This is a genomic window from Haloarcula sebkhae (assembly GCF_014647415.1).
Classification (GTDB): Archaea; Halobacteriota; Halobacteria; order Halobacteriales; family Haloarculaceae; genus Haloarcula; species Haloarcula sebkhae.
The window spans coordinates 25,731-41,559 of record NZ_BMPD01000003.1; the positions used below are offsets into that span (position 1 = coordinate 25,731).

Here is a 15,829-nt window from a genome sequence, read left to right on the forward strand (position 1 = left end):
AATGAGCACGGACAACACCACCGACGCAAGTACCGAGACAGAATCGAAATGCGGCGCAAGCGAGGCGCGTAGCGCCTCGGAGACAGAGAGCAAGGCGGAGACAGAGACCGATACCGCCTCCAAGTGCGGCGCGAGTACTGCGAGTTCGTCGACCGAAACAACGCCGGACACGAGCGACGACAGCGCCTCGAAGTGTGGCGCGTCCTCGTCGTCGTCTTCGTCCTCGTCCAGCAGTAGTTCCTGCGGGGCGTCATCGTCCAGTGAGTCGGACGAAGAGGAGGAAGTCGGCGCGACCGTTGACGACTTCGACGCCGAACCGGGCCAGCTCATCGCCGTCGGCCTCGGTCCCGGGCAGCCGGAGGGAATGACCGCCCGCGCCCGCTCCGCCCTGCTGGATGCCGAACACATCGTCGGCTACACGACCTACGTCGACCTGCTGCCCGACAAGATCACCGACGGAGCCGACGACATCTACGACACGCCGATGTGCGGCGAGGTGTCCCGGACGGAGGAGGCAATCGACCGCGCGCTGGCGGGCAACGACGTGGCCATCATCGGCAGTGGCGACCCGAACGTGTACGCGCTGGCCGGCCTCGCACTGGAGATCATCGAGTCCAAGGGCGCGACGGCGACGATGCTCGACTTCGATGTCGTTCCGGGCGTCCCGGCCGCCCAGTCCTGTGCGGCCCGCGTCGGCGCGCCGCTGGTCAACGACACCGTCTCCATCTCGCTGTCGGACCACCTCACCGATATGCCGACCATCGAGTCGCGACTCCACGCCGCCGCCAAGGAGGGCTTTACCATCACTATCTACAACCCGTGGAGCCGCAAGCGCCGGGACAACTACGAGAAGTGTTGTGAAATCCTGCTGGAACACCGTGACCCCAAAACGCCCGTCGGCGTCGTCCACGCCGCCGGCCGCGAGGACGAACAAGTCGAGATCGTCGAACTCGGTGAACTGCCCGAACTCGGCGAAACCGATCTCGTTGACATGACTACCACCCTGCTCGTGGGCAACGAGGACACCTACGTCTGGGACGACCGGATGGTGACCCCGCGGGGCTACGAGACCAAGTACGACTACTAATGTACCGCATCACTATCGACCGCGACGCCTGCGACGGGGTCTTCGCCTGCCTCGTCCGCGACGACCGTTTCGTCGAGGATAGCGAGGGACTCGCGGCCATCGAGACGGACGACCAGACGGCGATCGAAGCCACCTTCGACGACGACCGGCGGGACGACGCCGAGCAGGCCGCCGCGGCCTGTCCGCTGGACGCGATTCACGTCGAGTCCGTCGAGGAGGACGCGGGGGCCGTCGACGTACCGGCGACTGATGCCGAGGAGGTCCAGCTATGAGCGTCGAAACCGGCGCACCGAATGACATGCTCGCAGCGCACCCCGAGACGGCGTACTTCTGGGGGCGGGTCGCCGGTGATGGTGACTGTGAGGACGGCTGTATCACCGTCCGGACGAACGACGAGACGGCCGCCCGACGGCTCGCCTCCATCGCCGGGGCGGAGCGGGCCGACCGCCGCATCGTCGAGCGGGCGTACGCCCACGACACTTCGGTTACACGCAAAGAAGAGGAGTTCACGGTGCAGGTCGTCGGCGGCCTCGCTGACCGTGCCGGCGCCGCGCTTGGGCTCCCGTTCGACGGTGAGTCGGGCGGCTACCGCTTCGACGCGCTGGCCGACTACGACCGCCAGCTCCTCCGGGGCCTGCTTGAGGGCTGTGGCACGGTGTGTTTCAAGTCCGATGACGAGGCGGTCGGCATCTCTTTCGTCCACAGCGATGAGCGCCTCCTCCGGACGATTCAGACGCTGCTTGACCGCTGCCCGGTCGATGCGCCCTACGACGATCTCTCGGAGACGTCGTCGGGCTACTGGTTCGGCGTGGACGACGACGCGGCACCTGCCCTCGGCGACTGGCTGTACGAGGGGAGCGAAGAGACGGGGCTGTTCGCGCCGAGCCGGCGGCGCAAGCTCCGGGAAAGCATCGAACGAGTCCGATGAGCGAGGCTATCACTGCGCCCGATACGCTGGACGACGAAGCGGTGCTGCTGGTCGGCCACGGCTCTCGGCGCGAGAAGTCGAACGAACAGGTCCGCGATCTTGCGGTCGAACTGGAAGGCCGACTCGGTATCCCGGTCGACGCGGCCTTTCTCGAACTGGCCGAGCCGGCCATCGACGAGGCCATCGCGGGGCTGGCCAGAGCCGTCTCGCAGGTATCCGTGGTCCACCTCTCACTGTTTGCCGCCAGCCACGTCAAAAACGACGTGCCGCTGGCTGTTGAGCAGGCCCGCGAGGCCCACCCCGAACTGACCATCAACAACGGCGCACACCTGGGCGTCCACCCGGCCCTGCTGGACCTGCTGGACGACCGTGCGGCGGCCGTCGAGGCCGAACTCGGCGTCGACCGGGAGGAAGACGAAGTAGCCGCTGTCGTCTGTGCCCGTGGCTCCAGCGACCCGGACGCCAACGCCGACGTACACAAGCTCGCCCGGCTGCTGTACGAGGGCCGCGAGTTCTCGCGGGTCGAGGCGTCGTTCATCGGCGTTACCGAACCGCTGCTCGATGACACCCTGCACGACATCGCCAAGAGCCGGCCCGACGCCGTTGTCGTCATCCCGTACATGCTCGGTGACGGCGTGCTGACCGGACGAATCAAAGACGGCGCACACGAGTTCGACGAGGAATACCCCTACGTCGACGCCGCACCGGGCGAACCGCTCGGGACCGACACGCGCCTGCTGGACGTGCTTGGCGACCGCTGGCAGGAAGCGAGAACGGGGAGCGTCGAGATGTCCTGTGACACCTGCAAGTACAAGGTCGAACTCGACGGCTATGAGGAGGACCAGGGCGGCGCTCGCGCGATGCTCCGGGCGCTGACCCATCAGGCCGAACACGCCGACCGTGAGAACGTCGACGACGACCCGCACGTCCACGACGCCCCAGAGAAACACGTCGCGGTCTGTACGAACCAGACCTGCGCCCAGGACGGCGCGCCGGCGGTCCTCGAACGGCTCCGGCAGGCCGCCCGCGACAGCGACCAATGTGACGCCCGCATCACGCGGTCGTCGTGTCTCGGCCGCTGTGGCGAGGGGCCGATGGTCGCCGTCTACCCCGACGGCGTCTGGTACGGCGGCGTCGAGGACGAGGACGCCGCCGAGATTGTCTCCTCACATCTGGACCGCGGCCGCATCGTGAGCGAACTGGTCGATCAGACGCTCTGAAAACACACCGATTCAATACACATATGAGCTGCTACGAAATCGAGGCCCTCCGACTGGGCCTCATGAACGTTCTCGGTACCGAAGACGACCACGCGCGCCAGCACGCGGAACAGGAGCTGGAGGGCCACATGACCGGCCCGATAGAGGCCCTTGCGGGCGCGGAGACGCTCGCCGGGATCGAGCGCCACCTCGACGCCGCGCTCGTGGATCTCGAAGAGGAGATCGCCGCAACCCCTGAAGACGACCCCGAGTACGACTACCTCCGTGGTCGACTCGTCGCCGTACGAGACGCCGAGCGGGCGGTGTCGCGCATCACCATGCAGGGCGAGGATGTCCTCGCCGGGCTCGGAGAGGCCCACGACGTACTCCACGAGGCCTTCCCGGTCGATGAGTAGCCAGCGCGCCCCGACCGCCGACCTCGGGGACGTAGCGCCGGCCCGCTCGCGCCATCAGGGCCGCCGCTCGACGGTCACGCTAACCAATGGTATCGCGGTCGTCGGCACCGCTGACGGGGACCTGCGGGCGTTCGACGTGTCGGCGGACGCCGGTCCGCTACACCGGCGCTGGCAGTACAACACGGATGGCGAACCGAGCGTCGTCGCAGCGGAGCCCTTCGACGGCGGCCTCGTCGTTGGCGAACGTAGCGCCCGCGGCGAAATCCGCTGTCACGATGCTGATGGAGACCTGCGATGGCGGTACGAAACGAGGACGGATTTGGGCGAGGCTCAGCAGGACACCAGATTTCTGCTCCCCTTCGTCGCCAGCCTCGCCACCGACGGTGACCGCTGCTACGCCGCTGCCCGGCGATACGAACGCCGGACCGACGACGACGGGAACGACCTCCGCCACTTCGAGAGCGTCGTCTATGCCTTTTCGCCTGACGGCACTGTCGACTGGACCTACCGGACCGACGGCTCCCCCATCTCACTCGACGCCGACGGGAACCGCGTCGCCGTCGCGTACAACCGGTGTCCCGGCGACCACCAGCACGGCCTCGCCGTCCTCGACGCCGACGACGGCGATCCGCGCTGGATGTGGGATCCCGGAACCGACGGCCAGCGCCGCGTCGGCGACGTTGCACTGGTGGCTGACGGTGCTATCGTTTCCAGCCACGGAGACTACTGCGGCTACCGCCTCGACAGCGGCGGCCGGGAGCGCTGGCGCGTCCCGCTGGCGACACCGACCGACGTGGCCGGCGACACCGTCTACGCGTATCCGAACCACGCCCACGCGACGGACGAAGGCGCGGTGTTCGTCACCGGCAACACCTACCCCGAGGACGGCCGCGAGACGGACGCGCGGCATCCGAGCGAGCATACCGCTATCGGCGTCTCGCTCGATGGCGACCGCCGCTGGGACGCGCCTGTTGGTGGGTTCGCCAGCGGGCTGGGGACTGACGGCTCACTGCTGGCTGTTCCCGGCGCGCAGAACTTCCGGGACCGTGACGCCGACGACCACGCGCTTCGACTGTTCGATGTCGTCGATGGCCCTATCGATACGCTGGACACCGATGGCGTCGTGACGGCGGCCGCAGTCGATGATGGAACCGCTGTTGCCGTCGAGGAACCGGTCGTCTACCACGACGAGGGCCACGAGCGCGGCGCGTACCGGTTGCATCGGGTTGGGGTGAAGAGCGAGACGGCCCGCTCGCGTCCCTGACGTGGCGACGTAGTGACCTGAACCGGTAGCGAACCGTACTGACGATCTTTTGCATGGATGCGATGCCCCCGGTTTGGCTCCGGTTACTGTGTTATGTGGTGTCAAACTAACCGTTCGCTGGCCGTAGCGCCTCGGTACGGGAGCCCAATATGGCCAATGACACAGACGCGGACCACGAGGAGGCACCGGCGGACGCGGACTCCGATGCCGACGACAGCACCGTCGACGACCGCCCAACCGAGCGCGAGCGGGAGTTCGCGCAGATGCAACGCCGACTCAATGAGCGGGAGATGGGCCTCGACCAGCGGAGCGCGGAACTCGACCGGCGCGAGGAGAAGATCGACGCCCGCGAGGAAGAGCTTGACCGGCGAGAGACTGAACTCGACGAGCGGGAATACCAGCTTGACGAACGCGAAGCCACGCTCGACGACCGTGAGACCGACCTCGACGAGCGCGAGGCTGAACTGACGGAGTACGACGCACAGTTATCCGAGCGCGCCGCGGCACTCGACGAGCACGAGGAGACGCTGAACACCTACCTTTCGGGGCAGATGGCGGACGTAGAGGAGTCGGTCACGGAGACAATGCACGACGCGCTGGACCGGTACGAGGCGAACCGGTCGACCGGTCAGTTCGGCCCGACTGGCACGATGCTCGTCGGGCTGGCCGGCGTGGCGCTCGTCGTCGCCGGCATCGGGTTCGGCGCGCTGGCATCGGCCGGCACGGCCCCGTTCAGCGTCGGTGGGACGACAGCGAACCTCGCTCTCGCCGCTGTTGTCGGTATCGTCGGGCTGGCGCTGAATCTCGGGACTGTTGCCGGGAAAATCTGAGTCTCGCCGTCGTCAGTCCGCCGTCGCGGGATAGTCCAAGTCGTCTGTGGCCGGGGTATCGCTGTCCCCGAGCCAGGCGTGAACCCCTGCGATTGTGGCCCACAGCACTAGCTGGCCGAACACGACCGTCCAGCGGTAGGCCGCGACGAGCGCGGCGGGCACGTCGCCGTGGACCGGATTCGCTGGCGCGAGCGCGACTGGAACCGCAAGCAGCGCGAGCGGCAGCGCCATGGCCCCGAGTCGAACGGCGGTGTGGTGGCGTGCCGTCCGCTGATACGCGAGCCCGGCGAGCACTGCGACAAGCGCACCCAGTGCCATCAGGCCGGCGTACCAGGCGAGGCGCGTCTCCGTTCCGAGCGCCTGCTCGACGCCCGGTGGCTGTGGCGGCAAGACGAGCCACGGCGCGCCGGAGACGGTGAGAAAGCCGGCTCCCGCGAGCGCCAGTCGCTTCGTCGCGCCCGAACCGGGGATCGCGGGTTCGAGGAAGAAGTACACCATTCCGAAGGCCGCGACGCCGAACAGCAGACCCCAGAGGACGCCACCGCCGATGCTCGCGACGGTCGTCGTGAGTTCGGAGACGACGGGGCCGCCCCCGCCGTGGCTGTGTTCGAACGTCTCCAGCCCGGCGGTGAAGGCGTTCCCGACCGTCGCGACGAACAGGCCGTAGACCAGCCCGCCAGCCACGCCGGCCATCGCGCCGCGTTCGAGGTAGTCAGTCGCCATCAGTGGCAGGTGATGCCGGCGCTGTGCCGGAAGTTGTGCAGTGAGTCGTGCAACATCGGGTCCTGCACGAACAGCAGCGTGAAGCCAAGCGCAGCCACCAGCGCGACGGCGATGGCGATCTGCGGGCCGGTCAGCGACGCTCTGGCGCGTTCGATACGGTCGTGCACGCTATCCGCAACGTGTTTGGTGTCAGTGTCCTCCTGCATTGAAATCTCGTTTGTCTTAAGAACAAGTAAGATTGTAAAACTTCCGCCTGACACGGCTTCGGGGGTTATCGTTCGGTGGCGACGGCATCGACGCGGTCGGCAGTCAGTGCATCCAGCGGGACGACCGACGCGTCTGTTTCGTCTGCAACAAGGTCGAGCAAGCCAGCGCGGCCCGCGTCGCCAGCATTCACCACAACAGTCCGGTTGGCTTTCTCACCGAGGGTCTGCGCCGCGGTTCTGGTCGCCGCGACCGGACTCCCGTCGGCGGTGTTCGCCCGGCCGTCAGTCACGACAACGACGACGCCGGCGTCCGGGTCCGCCCGGTCGAGTACCTCGCGCGCGGCCGTCAGTCCATCCGGCAGCGGCGTCCGGTCGCCGGTCGGGAGGTCCTTCAGGTGCCGGGCCGCCAGCGAGACACTGTCGGTGGGCGGGAGCACCACGTCCGCGCCCTCGCCAGCGAAGGTGACGAACGCGACCTGATCGCGGGCCTGATAGGCGTCTTTCAGCAGTTCCAGCACGGTGCCCTTTGCGGCTTTCATCGCCGGGCGCATTGACGCGCTCGCGTCGACGGCGAACACGACCAGCGTTTCGGCGTCGCCTGCGCGAACGGACTTCCGGAGATCCCGTGACTCGACGCGGCCACTCCCACGGCTGGCCGCCGCTCGAACCGACGCCGCGGCGTCGACCTCGTCGTCGCGGCCGGCGCGCTCGGTTCGGACCGTTGCGCCGCGTTTCGTCCCCGTCGCGCTCGCACGGCCGCTTGCGCTCCCGCCATCCGTGTCGACCGACGGGGCGTCCACGTCAGGTGCGCCGCTGTCGCCGACTGCGGCACGGGACTGGCCCGGCAGTAGTGGGGTGGCGTTTTCCGGGTCCTCTGACCGGTCGGGTTCGCCCTCCTCGCCGTCGTCTATATCCTCGTCTTCACCCTCGCTGGCCTCTGCTTCCTGCCGCTTGCCGTCGCTGTCGGCCGAAGCGGGCGTCGGCTGCTCGCCGCGCTCGTCTGACTCGCCGTCGCCGTCCTCAGTGGATTGTTCTCTGTCGTCCGGTCGCTGTTCCTGCTGTTCGTTGCCATCGCTTGCCTCTCCATCACTTTCGCTATCTTCCGAGTCGCCACCGGCTGCTTCTTCCTCGCCGCCGTCTGCGTCGCTTTCCTCGTCATCGCGCTCTCCGTCTTCGACGGACTCCCTCTCCGACTCGTCCTCCCCCTCATCGAAGTGGTCGTCGAGCACGTCGTCTACGTCCGGCGCGTCCTCGAAGGGCCTGGAGGTGAGCCGGTGGGGCAGCGCGAACTCGGCGGCGCGTTCGATGTCCGATTCGAGGACTGTTGTCCGCCCGTCCAGCGCGGCAAACGTCCGGGCTGCCCGCGCTGTGGCGATGTCGCCGCGGTGGCCGTCGAGGCCGGCGTCCCGGCAGAGTTCGGCGATCTGTTCGCGGAACTCGCGGGCGAGGTCGACTTCCGGGAGCAGGTCGCGCGCGGTTCGCAGCCGCTCGCCCGGGCTGCGGTCTGGTTCGGTCTGTCTCTCCTCGTCGCCGCTTTCTCCGAGTGCTTGGTTGATGATGGCGACGCGGTCGTCTATGTCTTCGCAGGCGCTGACCTCGGTCTGGAGGGCGAAGCGGTCACGCAACTGCGGGCGCAGATCACCTTCTTCGGGGTTCATGGTCCCGACAAGCGTGAACTCGGCGGGGTGGGTGACAGTGACGCCGTCGCGCTCGACACGGTTCTGGCCGCTGGCGGCCGCGTCGAGCAACACGTCCACGAGGTGGTCGTCCAGTAGATTCACCTCGTCCACGTAGAGGATACCGCGGTTTGCACGGGCGAGCAGGCCGGGATCGAACTCGTGGTCGCCATCGAGCGCGTCGGCAACCGACAGCGTGCCGACGACCCGATCCCGCGTCGCACCGAGGGGGAGCGTCACGAGCGGAACCGAACGGGTTTCGACCGGCGGGTCTGAGCGTGTCCGGCAGTCCTCGCATTGCTCGTCGGGCCGGTTCGGTGGACAGCCGTAGGGGCAGTCCGCGACGGCGCGCTGCTCGGGCAGCAGATCGGCGAGTGCGCGTACCGCCGTCGACTTCGCCGTTCCCTTCTCGCCGCGGACCAGCAAGCCGTCCAGGTCGTCGTCCGTCGCGACGGCCAGCAACCCGTCCTTAAGATCGCGCTGGCCGACGACGGCCGCGAACGTCGGTCCCTGCGAAGCTTTTTTGCCCGCGCCGAATACAACCATACTTGTATTAGTGCAAACGGAGATTTAATAACGTTATGCCACAGCTAGGACTCTACACCGCGACGGAGAACGAACTCGGGGCCGTCCAGCGGGCCGCGGGCGAGGTCGACGCCGACCTCGTCGTGCGCTCGGAGAGCGACCTTGACGACGAGCCAGCGGTCGAGGCGTTCGTCGACGAACTGACCGACGCCGACGCCGTCGTCCTCTGGCTCCACGGGGCCGAGGACAGTATGCCCGGCTACGACCTCGCCGTCGAGCGGTTACGCGAGGCCGGTGTCCCGCTCGTGGTGAAAGCGACGGGCGACGCCTTCGCCTTCGAGGACACGTCGGTCCCCGACGAGCACCGCGAGACCGTCTACGACTACCTCGACAAGGGCGGGGCGAGCAACGTTGCCAACTGTGTCCGCTACCTCGTCGCGCAGTACGGCGACGCCGACCCCTCGTACGACGACCCGGTGACACTGCCGACGGAGGGCGTCTACCATCCTGATCATCCGGGGGCGAGCATCGAGGACCTGCGGGCGACGTTCGACCCGTCGAAACCGACGGTCGCCGTGTGGTTCTACGAATCGCACTGGACTCACGAGAACACCCGCTACGTCGACGCACAGGTCCGGGCCATCGAGGCACAGGGGGCGAACTCGCTCCCGATATTCTGCGAGCCGGCGACCGACGCCGAGGGCCAGTGGAACGCCGAGCAGGTCACAGAGGAGTGGCTGCTCGATGCTGACGGCAACCCGCTCGTCGATGCCGTCTGCTCGTCGTTCATGTTCTCGCTGTCGATGGACGAACGCGGCCGCAGCGCCGACGACGAGGGCCAGAGCGCGGAGGATGTGTTCCTCGACAAACTCGGCGTTCCAGTCATCCAGACCGTGACGACGATGCGCTCGCGCTCGCGCTACGACAGCAGCGACACGGGCGTGATGGGCTTCGAACTCGCGCTCTCAGTCGCGCTACCGGAGTTCGACGGCAACGTCATTACGCACCCCATCTCGGGCAAGGAGCGGACCGACGACGACGCCGGCATCGGGAGCGCGCCGAAACAGCACTTCCCAATCGATGACCGGATCGACCACGTCGCTCGGCTGGCGGTCAACTGGGCCGAACTGCGCCACACGCCCAACAACGAGAAGCAGGTCGCTGTCGTCCTGCACAACTACCCGCCGAGCGACGACGGCATCGGGACGGCATTCGGATTGGATTCGCCCGAGAGCACGGTGAATCTCTTGGAGGAGCTTGACGCTCGTGGCTACGACCTCGGTGACACGATGCCCGATAGCGGCCAGTCGCTTGTCGAGCGCTTGACCGCACAGCTCACCCTCGACGACCGCTGGGTCGCGCCCGAGGACGTACGCGAAATGAGTGTCGACACCATCTCGCCGACCCAGTACGGCGAGTGGTTCGACGCGCTCGACGACGACTTCCGGGAGAACGTCGTCGAGGAGTGGGGCGACCCGCCGGACCGCCCGTTCGCAATTCCCGGCGTGGAGTTCGGCAACGTCCTTGTGACGGTCCAGCCACCGCGTGGCTTCGGCATGGACCCCTCGAAGGTGTACCACGACTCGGACCTCCAGCCGCCCCACGACTACGTCGCGTTCTATCGCTGGCTCCGCAACAGCTACGAGACGGATGCCGTCGTCCACCTCGGGACCCACGGCAGTCTGGAGTGGCTGCCGGGCAAGACTGTCGGGCTGGACGGCGAGAGCGCACCGGACCAGCTGATCGACGACATCCCGAACGTCTACCCGTACATCGTCAACAACCCTGGCGAGGGAACGCAGGCGAAGCGACGGTCCTACGCCGCCATCGTGGACTACCTGACGCCGGTGATGGCCAACGCCGGCACGTACGACGATCTGGCCGACTTAGAGGAACTGGCCGACCGCTACCGCGAGGCCGGCATGGAGGACGCTCGCACTGACGACGGCGAACACATCGCCGAGCAGATCCGCCAGACGGTGGACGAACTCGACCTCGCCGTGGAACTCGGCATCGCTGGCGAGATCAACGAGAAGGCCGACGTTCGCGGTCCGGATGAAGCCGGGTCGACACTTGCAGAGGGTGCCGTGGACGGTGCGGAACTTGATATCGACACCCTCGTCGAACGCGTTCACGAGTACCTTACGGACGTGAAGACGACGCAGATCCGGAAGGGGTTGCACACGATGGGCGAACCGCCGGCCGACGACCGGCTGGTCGATTATCTGGTCGCCCTGACTCGCCTCGAGAACCCCGGCGCGCCGTCGCTGCGGGAGAGCGTCGCCGGCGTGCTCGGCGTCGACTACGACAAGCTCCGGAACGCGCCGGGCGAGTACGACGAGACGCTGGGGATGACCTACGCCGAGGCCGCCGACCACGTCCACGAGACAAGCAAGGACCTCGTCCGGACGCTGGCCGAGCACGACTTCGATGTGCCCGAGAGCGAACTCGAAGACAGCAGCTCGGAGGTGAACATGAATCTCCTCGTCGTGGATATTGAACCGCTCGGCGATGCGCGCGTGCGTTCGGGCGCACACGACGACCTGCGCGAGGCGCTGGCCTACATCTGTGAGGAGGCGGCCCCGCGGGTGGCCGGCGCGGCCGACGAGATTCCCCGTACCGCCGACGCGCTGGCCGGCGAGTACGTCCCGCCGGGCGGCTCCGGTGCGCCGACCCGCGGCGGCGTCGACCTGCTTCCCACAGCCAGAAACTTCTACACGCTGGACCCGCGCAAGGTCCCGGCGAAGACGGCGTGGGACGTGGGCAGCGAGGTCGCCGACGGCGTACTGGAGCGCCACGAAACCGACGAAGGCGAGTACCCCGAGGAGATCGGCGTCGTCGTCTGGGGCACACCGACTGTTCGGACTCGCGGCGAGACCATTGCACAGGTGCTCGCGCTGATGGGCGTCGAACCGGTCTGGTCCGACGCCGGCCGCGTTGAGGACGTGGAGCCGATTCCGCTTGAGGAACTCGGACGCCCTCGCATCGACGTGACGACGCGTGTCTCCGGCCTGTTCCGCGATGCGTTCCCGGCGGCTGCGGGGGTCGTCCACGACGCCGTCGACGCCGTTGTCGATCTCGACGAACCCCACGAGATGAACTACGTGAAGAAACACGTCGAGGAGGAGACCGACGACCTCGTCGCCGATGGCATGGACGAAGGCGACGCCGAGAGCGCCGCGAAACACCGCGTCTTTACGACCCGGCCCGGCGGATACGGAGCCGGGACGAACAAGGCTGTCGACGAGGGCAACTGGGACGACCGCTCTGACCTCGCCGACGTGTACGTCCAGTGGGGCGGCTACGCGATGGGGTCGCGCGGCCGGGTGAGCGACGCCCACGACGCCTTCGAGCGCCGTCTCTCCTCGGTCGACGCGACGGTCAAGATCGAGGACACCGCCGAACAAGACGAGTTCGACTCCTCGGACTGGTACGCCTTCCACGGCGGCTTCATCTCCGCAGTGACCGAGATTGCGGGCGAGGAACCGAACTCCTACGTCGGGGACTCCTCGGACCCGGACAACGTTGATGTCTACACCAACGAGGAGAAAGTCCGCAAGGCGATGCGCGCACGCGTACTCAACCCTTCGTGGCTCGACTCGATGGAAGAACACGGGTACAAGGGCGCTGGTGACCTCTCGACGACGGTCGATGTGGTGCTGGGCTGGGACGCGACGACCGACGTGGTCAGCGATACCCTCTGGGAGGACGTGGCCGAGCGCTACGCCTTCGACGAGGACCGTCAAGACTGGCTCCGGGACGTGAACCCCTGGGCGCTGGACTCGATCACCGACACGTTACTCGAAGCTATCGACCGCGGGCTCTGGGACGCTGACGACGAGACTCGGGACCGCCTGCGGGACCTGAATCTGGAAGTGGACGGTGACTTGGAGAGCCGAGCGACGGGGGGTCCGGAGCGAGGCTCTCCGAAGGAGCGAGCGGGGAGCAGTGCGACCCGCGAGCAGGACGAGGAGGTGACTTCAGATGACGACTAACACGGACGATGCGACAGACGGTGACGCGAACAGCGACGATGACTTTGAGGAGTACGCCGACCTCGGCGCGACCACCTCGAACGCGATGGACATCGCGGAGACGTCGATGGACCGCGTGCGCGAACTCGTCCCGGACGAGACGCTGGCCGACCGGATTCGCCAGAAGTCCGTCCACGCGACCGGCGACCCCGAGTTCCAGCACCTGGTCCGGTTCACCGGCACGGACGACGACGAACCGATTCGTACTGGGGCGCGCGCCGTCCTCGATGAACAGCCCATCGTCACCGACATCACGATGGTCAAGGCCGGCATCACCGGTCGCGGCCACGACTGCCCGGTCCAGAAGGCCATCGGTAACGGCGCGGAACTGGCCGCCGAAACCGGGATGACCCGGACGGCCGCGTCGGTGCTCGAACTCGACAAGCAGGGCGTCTACGACGGGGCCATCGCCGTCGTCGGGAACGCGCCGACGGCTGCACTCGCGTTGGCGGACTGTATCGAGGACGGCACGCGCCCGGCGGTGGTCGTCGCCACGCCGGTCGGCTTCGTCAAGGCCGCCGAGAGCCGGGAACGGCTCCGGGAGGTCGCCACCGAGCATGGTGTCCCGACCATCACGAACGTCGGCCGCCGCGGCGGGAGCGGGCTGGCCGCCGGGCTGACGAACGAACTGGTGCACGTGGCGTCGGACGTGCGCGAGGGTGTGGTCGATCTATGACCACACTCTCGGAACGAGCGAGCGGGGAGGAACGACCCGCGAGCCGTGAGGGAGGAGTTTCGCTGGATGGCTGACGACTACAATCTTGACTCCGGACCGGACCCGGCCGATATTGCGGCGAGCACGCCCGAGGACCCCGACGCGGACGGGCCGGTCCACGCCGTCGGCATTGGCCCGGGGAACCCTGACTTCCTGACGCCGTGCGGTGAGCAGGCGATCCGCGAGGCCGACGTCGTCGTCGGCTTCGAGACGGTGGTCGACTTCGTTGCCGACCGGACCGATGCGGACCTGCTGACCTGTGGCTACCGCGACGAACTTGACACGCTGGACGCTTTCGCCCAGCGCGTAGCCGACGGCGAGCGCGGGACCGCGGTCGCGATGGGCGACCCGAACCACTCGGGCTACCAGTTTGTCGGGAAGGTCCAGCGTGCCGTCGACCGCCCCGTCCGCGTCGTTCCGGGCATCTCCTCGCTGCAGATCGCCGCCAGCCGTGCCCGAACACCGATGGAGGACACGACCTTTGTCACGCTACACAAGAGCGGTGATCTCTCGGCAGATCTCGACCGGCTTCGGAGCGACGTGGGCGACCGACACCTGCTCGTCCTCCCGCGCCCGTTCGACCTGATGCCCGAGGACATCGCCTCCGAGCTGTTGGATGCCGGCGGCGATCCCGATCTGCCGGCGCTGGTCTACGAGCGCCTCACCCATGATGACGAGGCCCGGACCGCGACGACGCTCGGTGATCTCGCGGAGGATGCCGGCGGTGACAGCAGGGACGACACGCAGTTCTCAGACCTGTCCGTGTTCGTCGTCCGGCGGGAGTGATGCAGGTCCCCGCTCCAGTCTTGCTTAGCTAACTGCAGTTGTCTGTCCCTGCCGTCGCCTGTACTCGTTGATCAACCGGAACGCGAGCACGTATCCGATAGCGGCGAACACGACGGCCAGGATGACGTTCCCCGTCCACAGTCGGACCAGCACGTCACCACCCATCGACATTGACACACCGTCGAATGACAGCCCGGGTACCGGCCCCAGAATCCGGTTGCCGAGCCAGAAGCTCGTCGCGTACACGCCCCACTTGACCGGCGGATTGAGTATCAGCACCGAGGCAAACAGCGCGACCTTGCTGAGTTGTCTGAACAGGTACGCGAGGACGAGGAAGGCGATGAACCCAGTGCCAAGCGTCGGTAGTGCGGTGAGAAACACGCCGACGCTGAAGCTCATAGCGACCTCTCGCGGAGAGTGGTCTTCTATCAGCGCGGCCACTAGCTTCTCTTTGATCTGGTCCCGCGTCTGCGCTACTCGTCGGCGAACCATCTACGTGCCAGAACGTACCGTGGGTACAAATCGCTTCCTCTCGTTCGTCGCTCCCGGTTCTGCCGCTGCGACAGCCCTAATCGCCCTCGCCGTCGGTCGCCATCGGCCGGTTTGTGGCAGCCAGCGTCGCCTCGAAGGTCTGTGGGGTACGTGTGTCTGCCATCGTCCGTGCCGTCTCGACGGCGGTTGCAATGGCTTCGGTGACAAGCGGGTGGTCGTCCAGCGTGTCAGTGTAGGCGAGTCCGCCCCTGTCAAGGTCGAGTTTGGCGGGAATCTGTGTCTCCGTCGCGTCGCTCGGAGCGAGAAAGAGCGGTACGGCGACGGCGTGGTCGTGGGTGAGGTTGTACCTGACGCATTCGACGGCGGGGTTCTGGAGCAGATAGCACGGTTCGACCTCGCCGAAGGCCGAACGCTCGCGCAAGCGCTCGGCGTGGTACTCCGTCACCTGACGCTGATACGGCTTGCCGCTGGAGCCGAAGGCGACGAGTGCGACAGAGGAGTCGGCGGCCTCCGGGACTGCAGCAGCGGCGCGGTCCCGGAGCGCTTCGGTCAACAGCGGACTTCGGCCGACTGGTTCACAGTAGTGCATCTCGGCGTCAACCTCGTCGAGTACCGCCGGCACGTCCGTGACTGTCGCATGGTCGTGCGCGACGGTCATCGGCAGCGCGAACACGCGGTCGGCGTCGATGGCTACCAGTTCGTCGCGTAACTCCCGACGGGGTTCGTGGTCGTAGGTCAGCACCGTCACGTCGGTGGCTACTCCGCGCTCGCGCAGACGGCGAGCGTGTGTCTCGTAGGGCGTAGCGCGTGACGTGTCCCGACCGATGAGCAGGAGTGTGTCGTGTGGCATTGGTAGCTCCCAACGCTAAAACAAGTTGAGTTGTTTTAGCGAAAGTTGGCTTGCCTGAAGGTTGGCAGGAACCCACTAATACCTTTGGGTCCCCCGTC

General features: G+C 67.1%; 15 protein-coding genes. 10 read left to right on the forward strand and 5 right to left on the reverse strand.

What is annotated here, in order from left to right:
• Nucleotide 1: 1 nt before the first annotated feature.
• From cobJ to IEY38_RS09885, 7 genes are all read left to right on the forward strand, one after another.
• The gene (gene cobJ, locus IEY38_RS09855) at nt 2-1,087 is read left to right on the forward strand and encodes a precorrin-3B C(17)-methyltransferase (protein WP_188977427.1); all 1,086 of its coding nucleotides are present in this window, start codon (nt 2-4) and stop codon (nt 1,085-1,087) included.
• The gene (locus tag IEY38_RS09860) at nt 1,087-1,359 is read left to right on the forward strand and encodes a ferredoxin (protein WP_188977429.1); all 273 of its coding nucleotides are present in this window, start codon (nt 1,087-1,089) and stop codon (nt 1,357-1,359) included. The genes cobJ and IEY38_RS09860 overlap by 1 nt, the downstream gene beginning before the upstream one ends.
• Nucleotides 1,356-2,015, forward strand: a complete 660-nt coding sequence (locus IEY38_RS09865) for a cobalamin biosynthesis protein (protein WP_188977431.1) — start codon at nt 1,356-1,358, stop codon at nt 2,013-2,015. The genes IEY38_RS09860 and IEY38_RS09865 overlap by 4 nt, the downstream gene beginning before the upstream one ends.
• On the forward strand, nt 2,012-3,235 hold the full coding sequence (locus IEY38_RS09870) for a CbiX/SirB N-terminal domain-containing protein (RefSeq protein ID WP_188977433.1): 1,224 nt from the start codon (nt 2,012-2,014) through the stop codon (nt 3,233-3,235). The genes IEY38_RS09865 and IEY38_RS09870 overlap by 4 nt, the downstream gene beginning before the upstream one ends.
• A 23-nt stretch (nt 3,236-3,258) precedes the next feature.
• A complete protein-coding gene (locus IEY38_RS09875) occupies nt 3,259-3,630 on the forward strand; it encodes a DUF3209 family protein (RefSeq protein ID WP_188977435.1) in 372 nt (123 codons plus the stop codon).
• A complete protein-coding gene (locus IEY38_RS09880; RefSeq protein ID WP_188977437.1) occupies nt 3,623-4,894 on the forward strand; it encodes a PQQ-like beta-propeller repeat protein in 1,272 nt (423 codons plus the stop codon). The genes IEY38_RS09875 and IEY38_RS09880 overlap by 8 nt, the downstream gene beginning before the upstream one ends.
• 149 nt (nt 4,895-5,043) lie before the next feature.
• Entirely contained in the window at nt 5,044-5,724 is a 681-nt protein-coding gene (locus IEY38_RS09885; protein ID WP_188977439.1) for an Rnase Y domain-containing protein, read from the forward strand.
• Nucleotides 5,725-5,736: 12 nt separating this feature from the next.
• Here the strand turns inward: IEY38_RS09885 and IEY38_RS09890 are convergent, their stop codons facing one another.
• The 3 genes from IEY38_RS09890 to IEY38_RS09900 form a co-directional block, all read right to left on the reverse strand.
• Nucleotides 5,737-6,447: a CbtA family protein gene (locus tag IEY38_RS09890; protein WP_188977441.1), complete on the reverse strand. Its 711-nt coding sequence runs from the start codon at nt 6,445-6,447 to the stop codon at nt 5,737-5,739.
• Entirely contained in the window at nt 6,447-6,653 is a 207-nt protein-coding gene (locus IEY38_RS09895; RefSeq protein WP_188977443.1) for a CbtB domain-containing protein, read from the reverse strand. Before IEY38_RS09895 ends, IEY38_RS09890 begins: the two co-directional genes overlap by 1 nt.
• Nucleotides 6,654-6,718: 65 nt before the next feature.
• Nucleotides 6,719-8,875, reverse strand: a complete 2,157-nt coding sequence (locus IEY38_RS09900) for a VWA domain-containing protein (protein WP_188977444.1) — start codon at nt 8,873-8,875, stop codon at nt 6,719-6,721.
• Nucleotides 8,876-8,910: 35 nt separating this feature from the next.
• Here IEY38_RS09900 and cobN point away from each other — a divergent pair, with 35 nt between their 5' ends.
• The 3 genes from cobN to IEY38_RS09915 all read left to right on the forward strand — a co-directional run bounded on the left by cobN (nt 8,911) and on the right by IEY38_RS09915 (nt 14,389).
• Entirely contained in the window at nt 8,911-12,849 is a 3,939-nt protein-coding gene (cobN, locus tag IEY38_RS09905) for a cobaltochelatase subunit CobN (protein ID WP_188977447.1), read from the forward strand.
• Entirely contained in the window at nt 12,839-13,564 is a 726-nt protein-coding gene (locus IEY38_RS09910) for a precorrin-8X methylmutase (RefSeq protein WP_188977449.1), read from the forward strand. Before cobN ends, IEY38_RS09910 begins: the two co-directional genes overlap by 11 nt.
• Before the next feature lie 66 nt (nt 13,565-13,630).
• Nucleotides 13,631-14,389: a cobalt-precorrin-7 (C(5))-methyltransferase gene (locus IEY38_RS09915; RefSeq protein ID WP_188977451.1), complete on the forward strand. Its 759-nt coding sequence runs from the start codon at nt 13,631-13,633 to the stop codon at nt 14,387-14,389.
• A gap of 24 nt (nt 14,390-14,413) precedes the next feature.
• Here the strand turns inward: IEY38_RS09915 and IEY38_RS09920 are convergent, their stop codons facing one another.
• Together IEY38_RS09920 and IEY38_RS09925 are read right to left on the reverse strand one after the other, a co-directional pair.
• Nucleotides 14,414-14,881: a DUF2062 domain-containing protein gene (locus tag IEY38_RS09920; RefSeq protein ID WP_188977453.1), complete on the reverse strand. Its 468-nt coding sequence runs from the start codon at nt 14,879-14,881 to the stop codon at nt 14,414-14,416.
• A 76-nt stretch (nt 14,882-14,957) separates the two neighbouring features.
• Nucleotides 14,958-15,731 (reverse strand): CbiX/SirB N-terminal domain-containing protein, encoded by a 774-nt coding sequence (locus tag IEY38_RS09925; RefSeq protein WP_188977455.1) that lies wholly within the window; start codon nt 15,729-15,731, stop codon nt 14,958-14,960.
• Nucleotides 15,732-15,829: the final 98 nt, after the last annotated feature.

What these genes read in the sequence shown, in the direction of transcription:
- IEY38_RS09880 (WP_188977437.1), top strand. Translation starts at nt 3,623, where the DNA reads ATGAGTAGCCAGCGCGCCCCGACCGCCGACCTCGGGGACGTAGCGCCG.
- IEY38_RS09900 (WP_188977444.1), bottom strand. Translation starts at nt 8,875, where the DNA reads ATGGTTGTATTCGGCGCGGGCAAAAAAGCTTCGCAGGGACCGACGTTC.
- IEY38_RS09885 (WP_188977439.1), top strand. Translation starts at nt 5,044, where the DNA reads ATGGCCAATGACACAGACGCGGACCACGAGGAGGCACCGGCGGACGCG.
- IEY38_RS09915 (WP_188977451.1), top strand. Translation starts at nt 13,631, where the DNA reads ATGGCTGACGACTACAATCTTGACTCCGGACCGGACCCGGCCGATATT.
- cobN (WP_188977447.1), top strand. Translation starts at nt 8,911, where the DNA reads ATGCCACAGCTAGGACTCTACACCGCGACGGAGAACGAACTCGGGGCC.
- cobJ (WP_188977427.1), top strand. Translation starts at nt 2, where the DNA reads ATGAGCACGGACAACACCACCGACGCAAGTACCGAGACAGAATCGAAA.
- IEY38_RS09910 (WP_188977449.1), top strand. Translation starts at nt 12,839, where the DNA reads ATGACGACTAACACGGACGATGCGACAGACGGTGACGCGAACAGCGAC.
- IEY38_RS09870 (WP_188977433.1), top strand. Translation starts at nt 2,012, where the DNA reads ATGAGCGAGGCTATCACTGCGCCCGATACGCTGGACGACGAAGCGGTG.
- IEY38_RS09925 (WP_188977455.1), bottom strand. Translation starts at nt 15,731, where the DNA reads ATGCCACACGACACACTCCTGCTCATCGGTCGGGACACGTCACGCGCT.
- IEY38_RS09875 (WP_188977435.1), top strand. Translation starts at nt 3,259, where the DNA reads ATGAGCTGCTACGAAATCGAGGCCCTCCGACTGGGCCTCATGAACGTT.
- IEY38_RS09865 (WP_188977431.1), top strand. Translation starts at nt 1,356, where the DNA reads ATGAGCGTCGAAACCGGCGCACCGAATGACATGCTCGCAGCGCACCCC.
- IEY38_RS09920 (WP_188977453.1), bottom strand. Translation starts at nt 14,881, where the DNA reads ATGGTTCGCCGACGAGTAGCGCAGACGCGGGACCAGATCAAAGAGAAG.
- IEY38_RS09895 (WP_188977443.1), bottom strand. Translation starts at nt 6,653, where the DNA reads ATGCAGGAGGACACTGACACCAAACACGTTGCGGATAGCGTGCACGAC.
- IEY38_RS09860 (WP_188977429.1), top strand. Translation starts at nt 1,087, where the DNA reads ATGTACCGCATCACTATCGACCGCGACGCCTGCGACGGGGTCTTCGCC.
- IEY38_RS09890 (WP_188977441.1), bottom strand. Translation starts at nt 6,447, where the DNA reads ATGGCGACTGACTACCTCGAACGCGGCGCGATGGCCGGCGTGGCTGGC.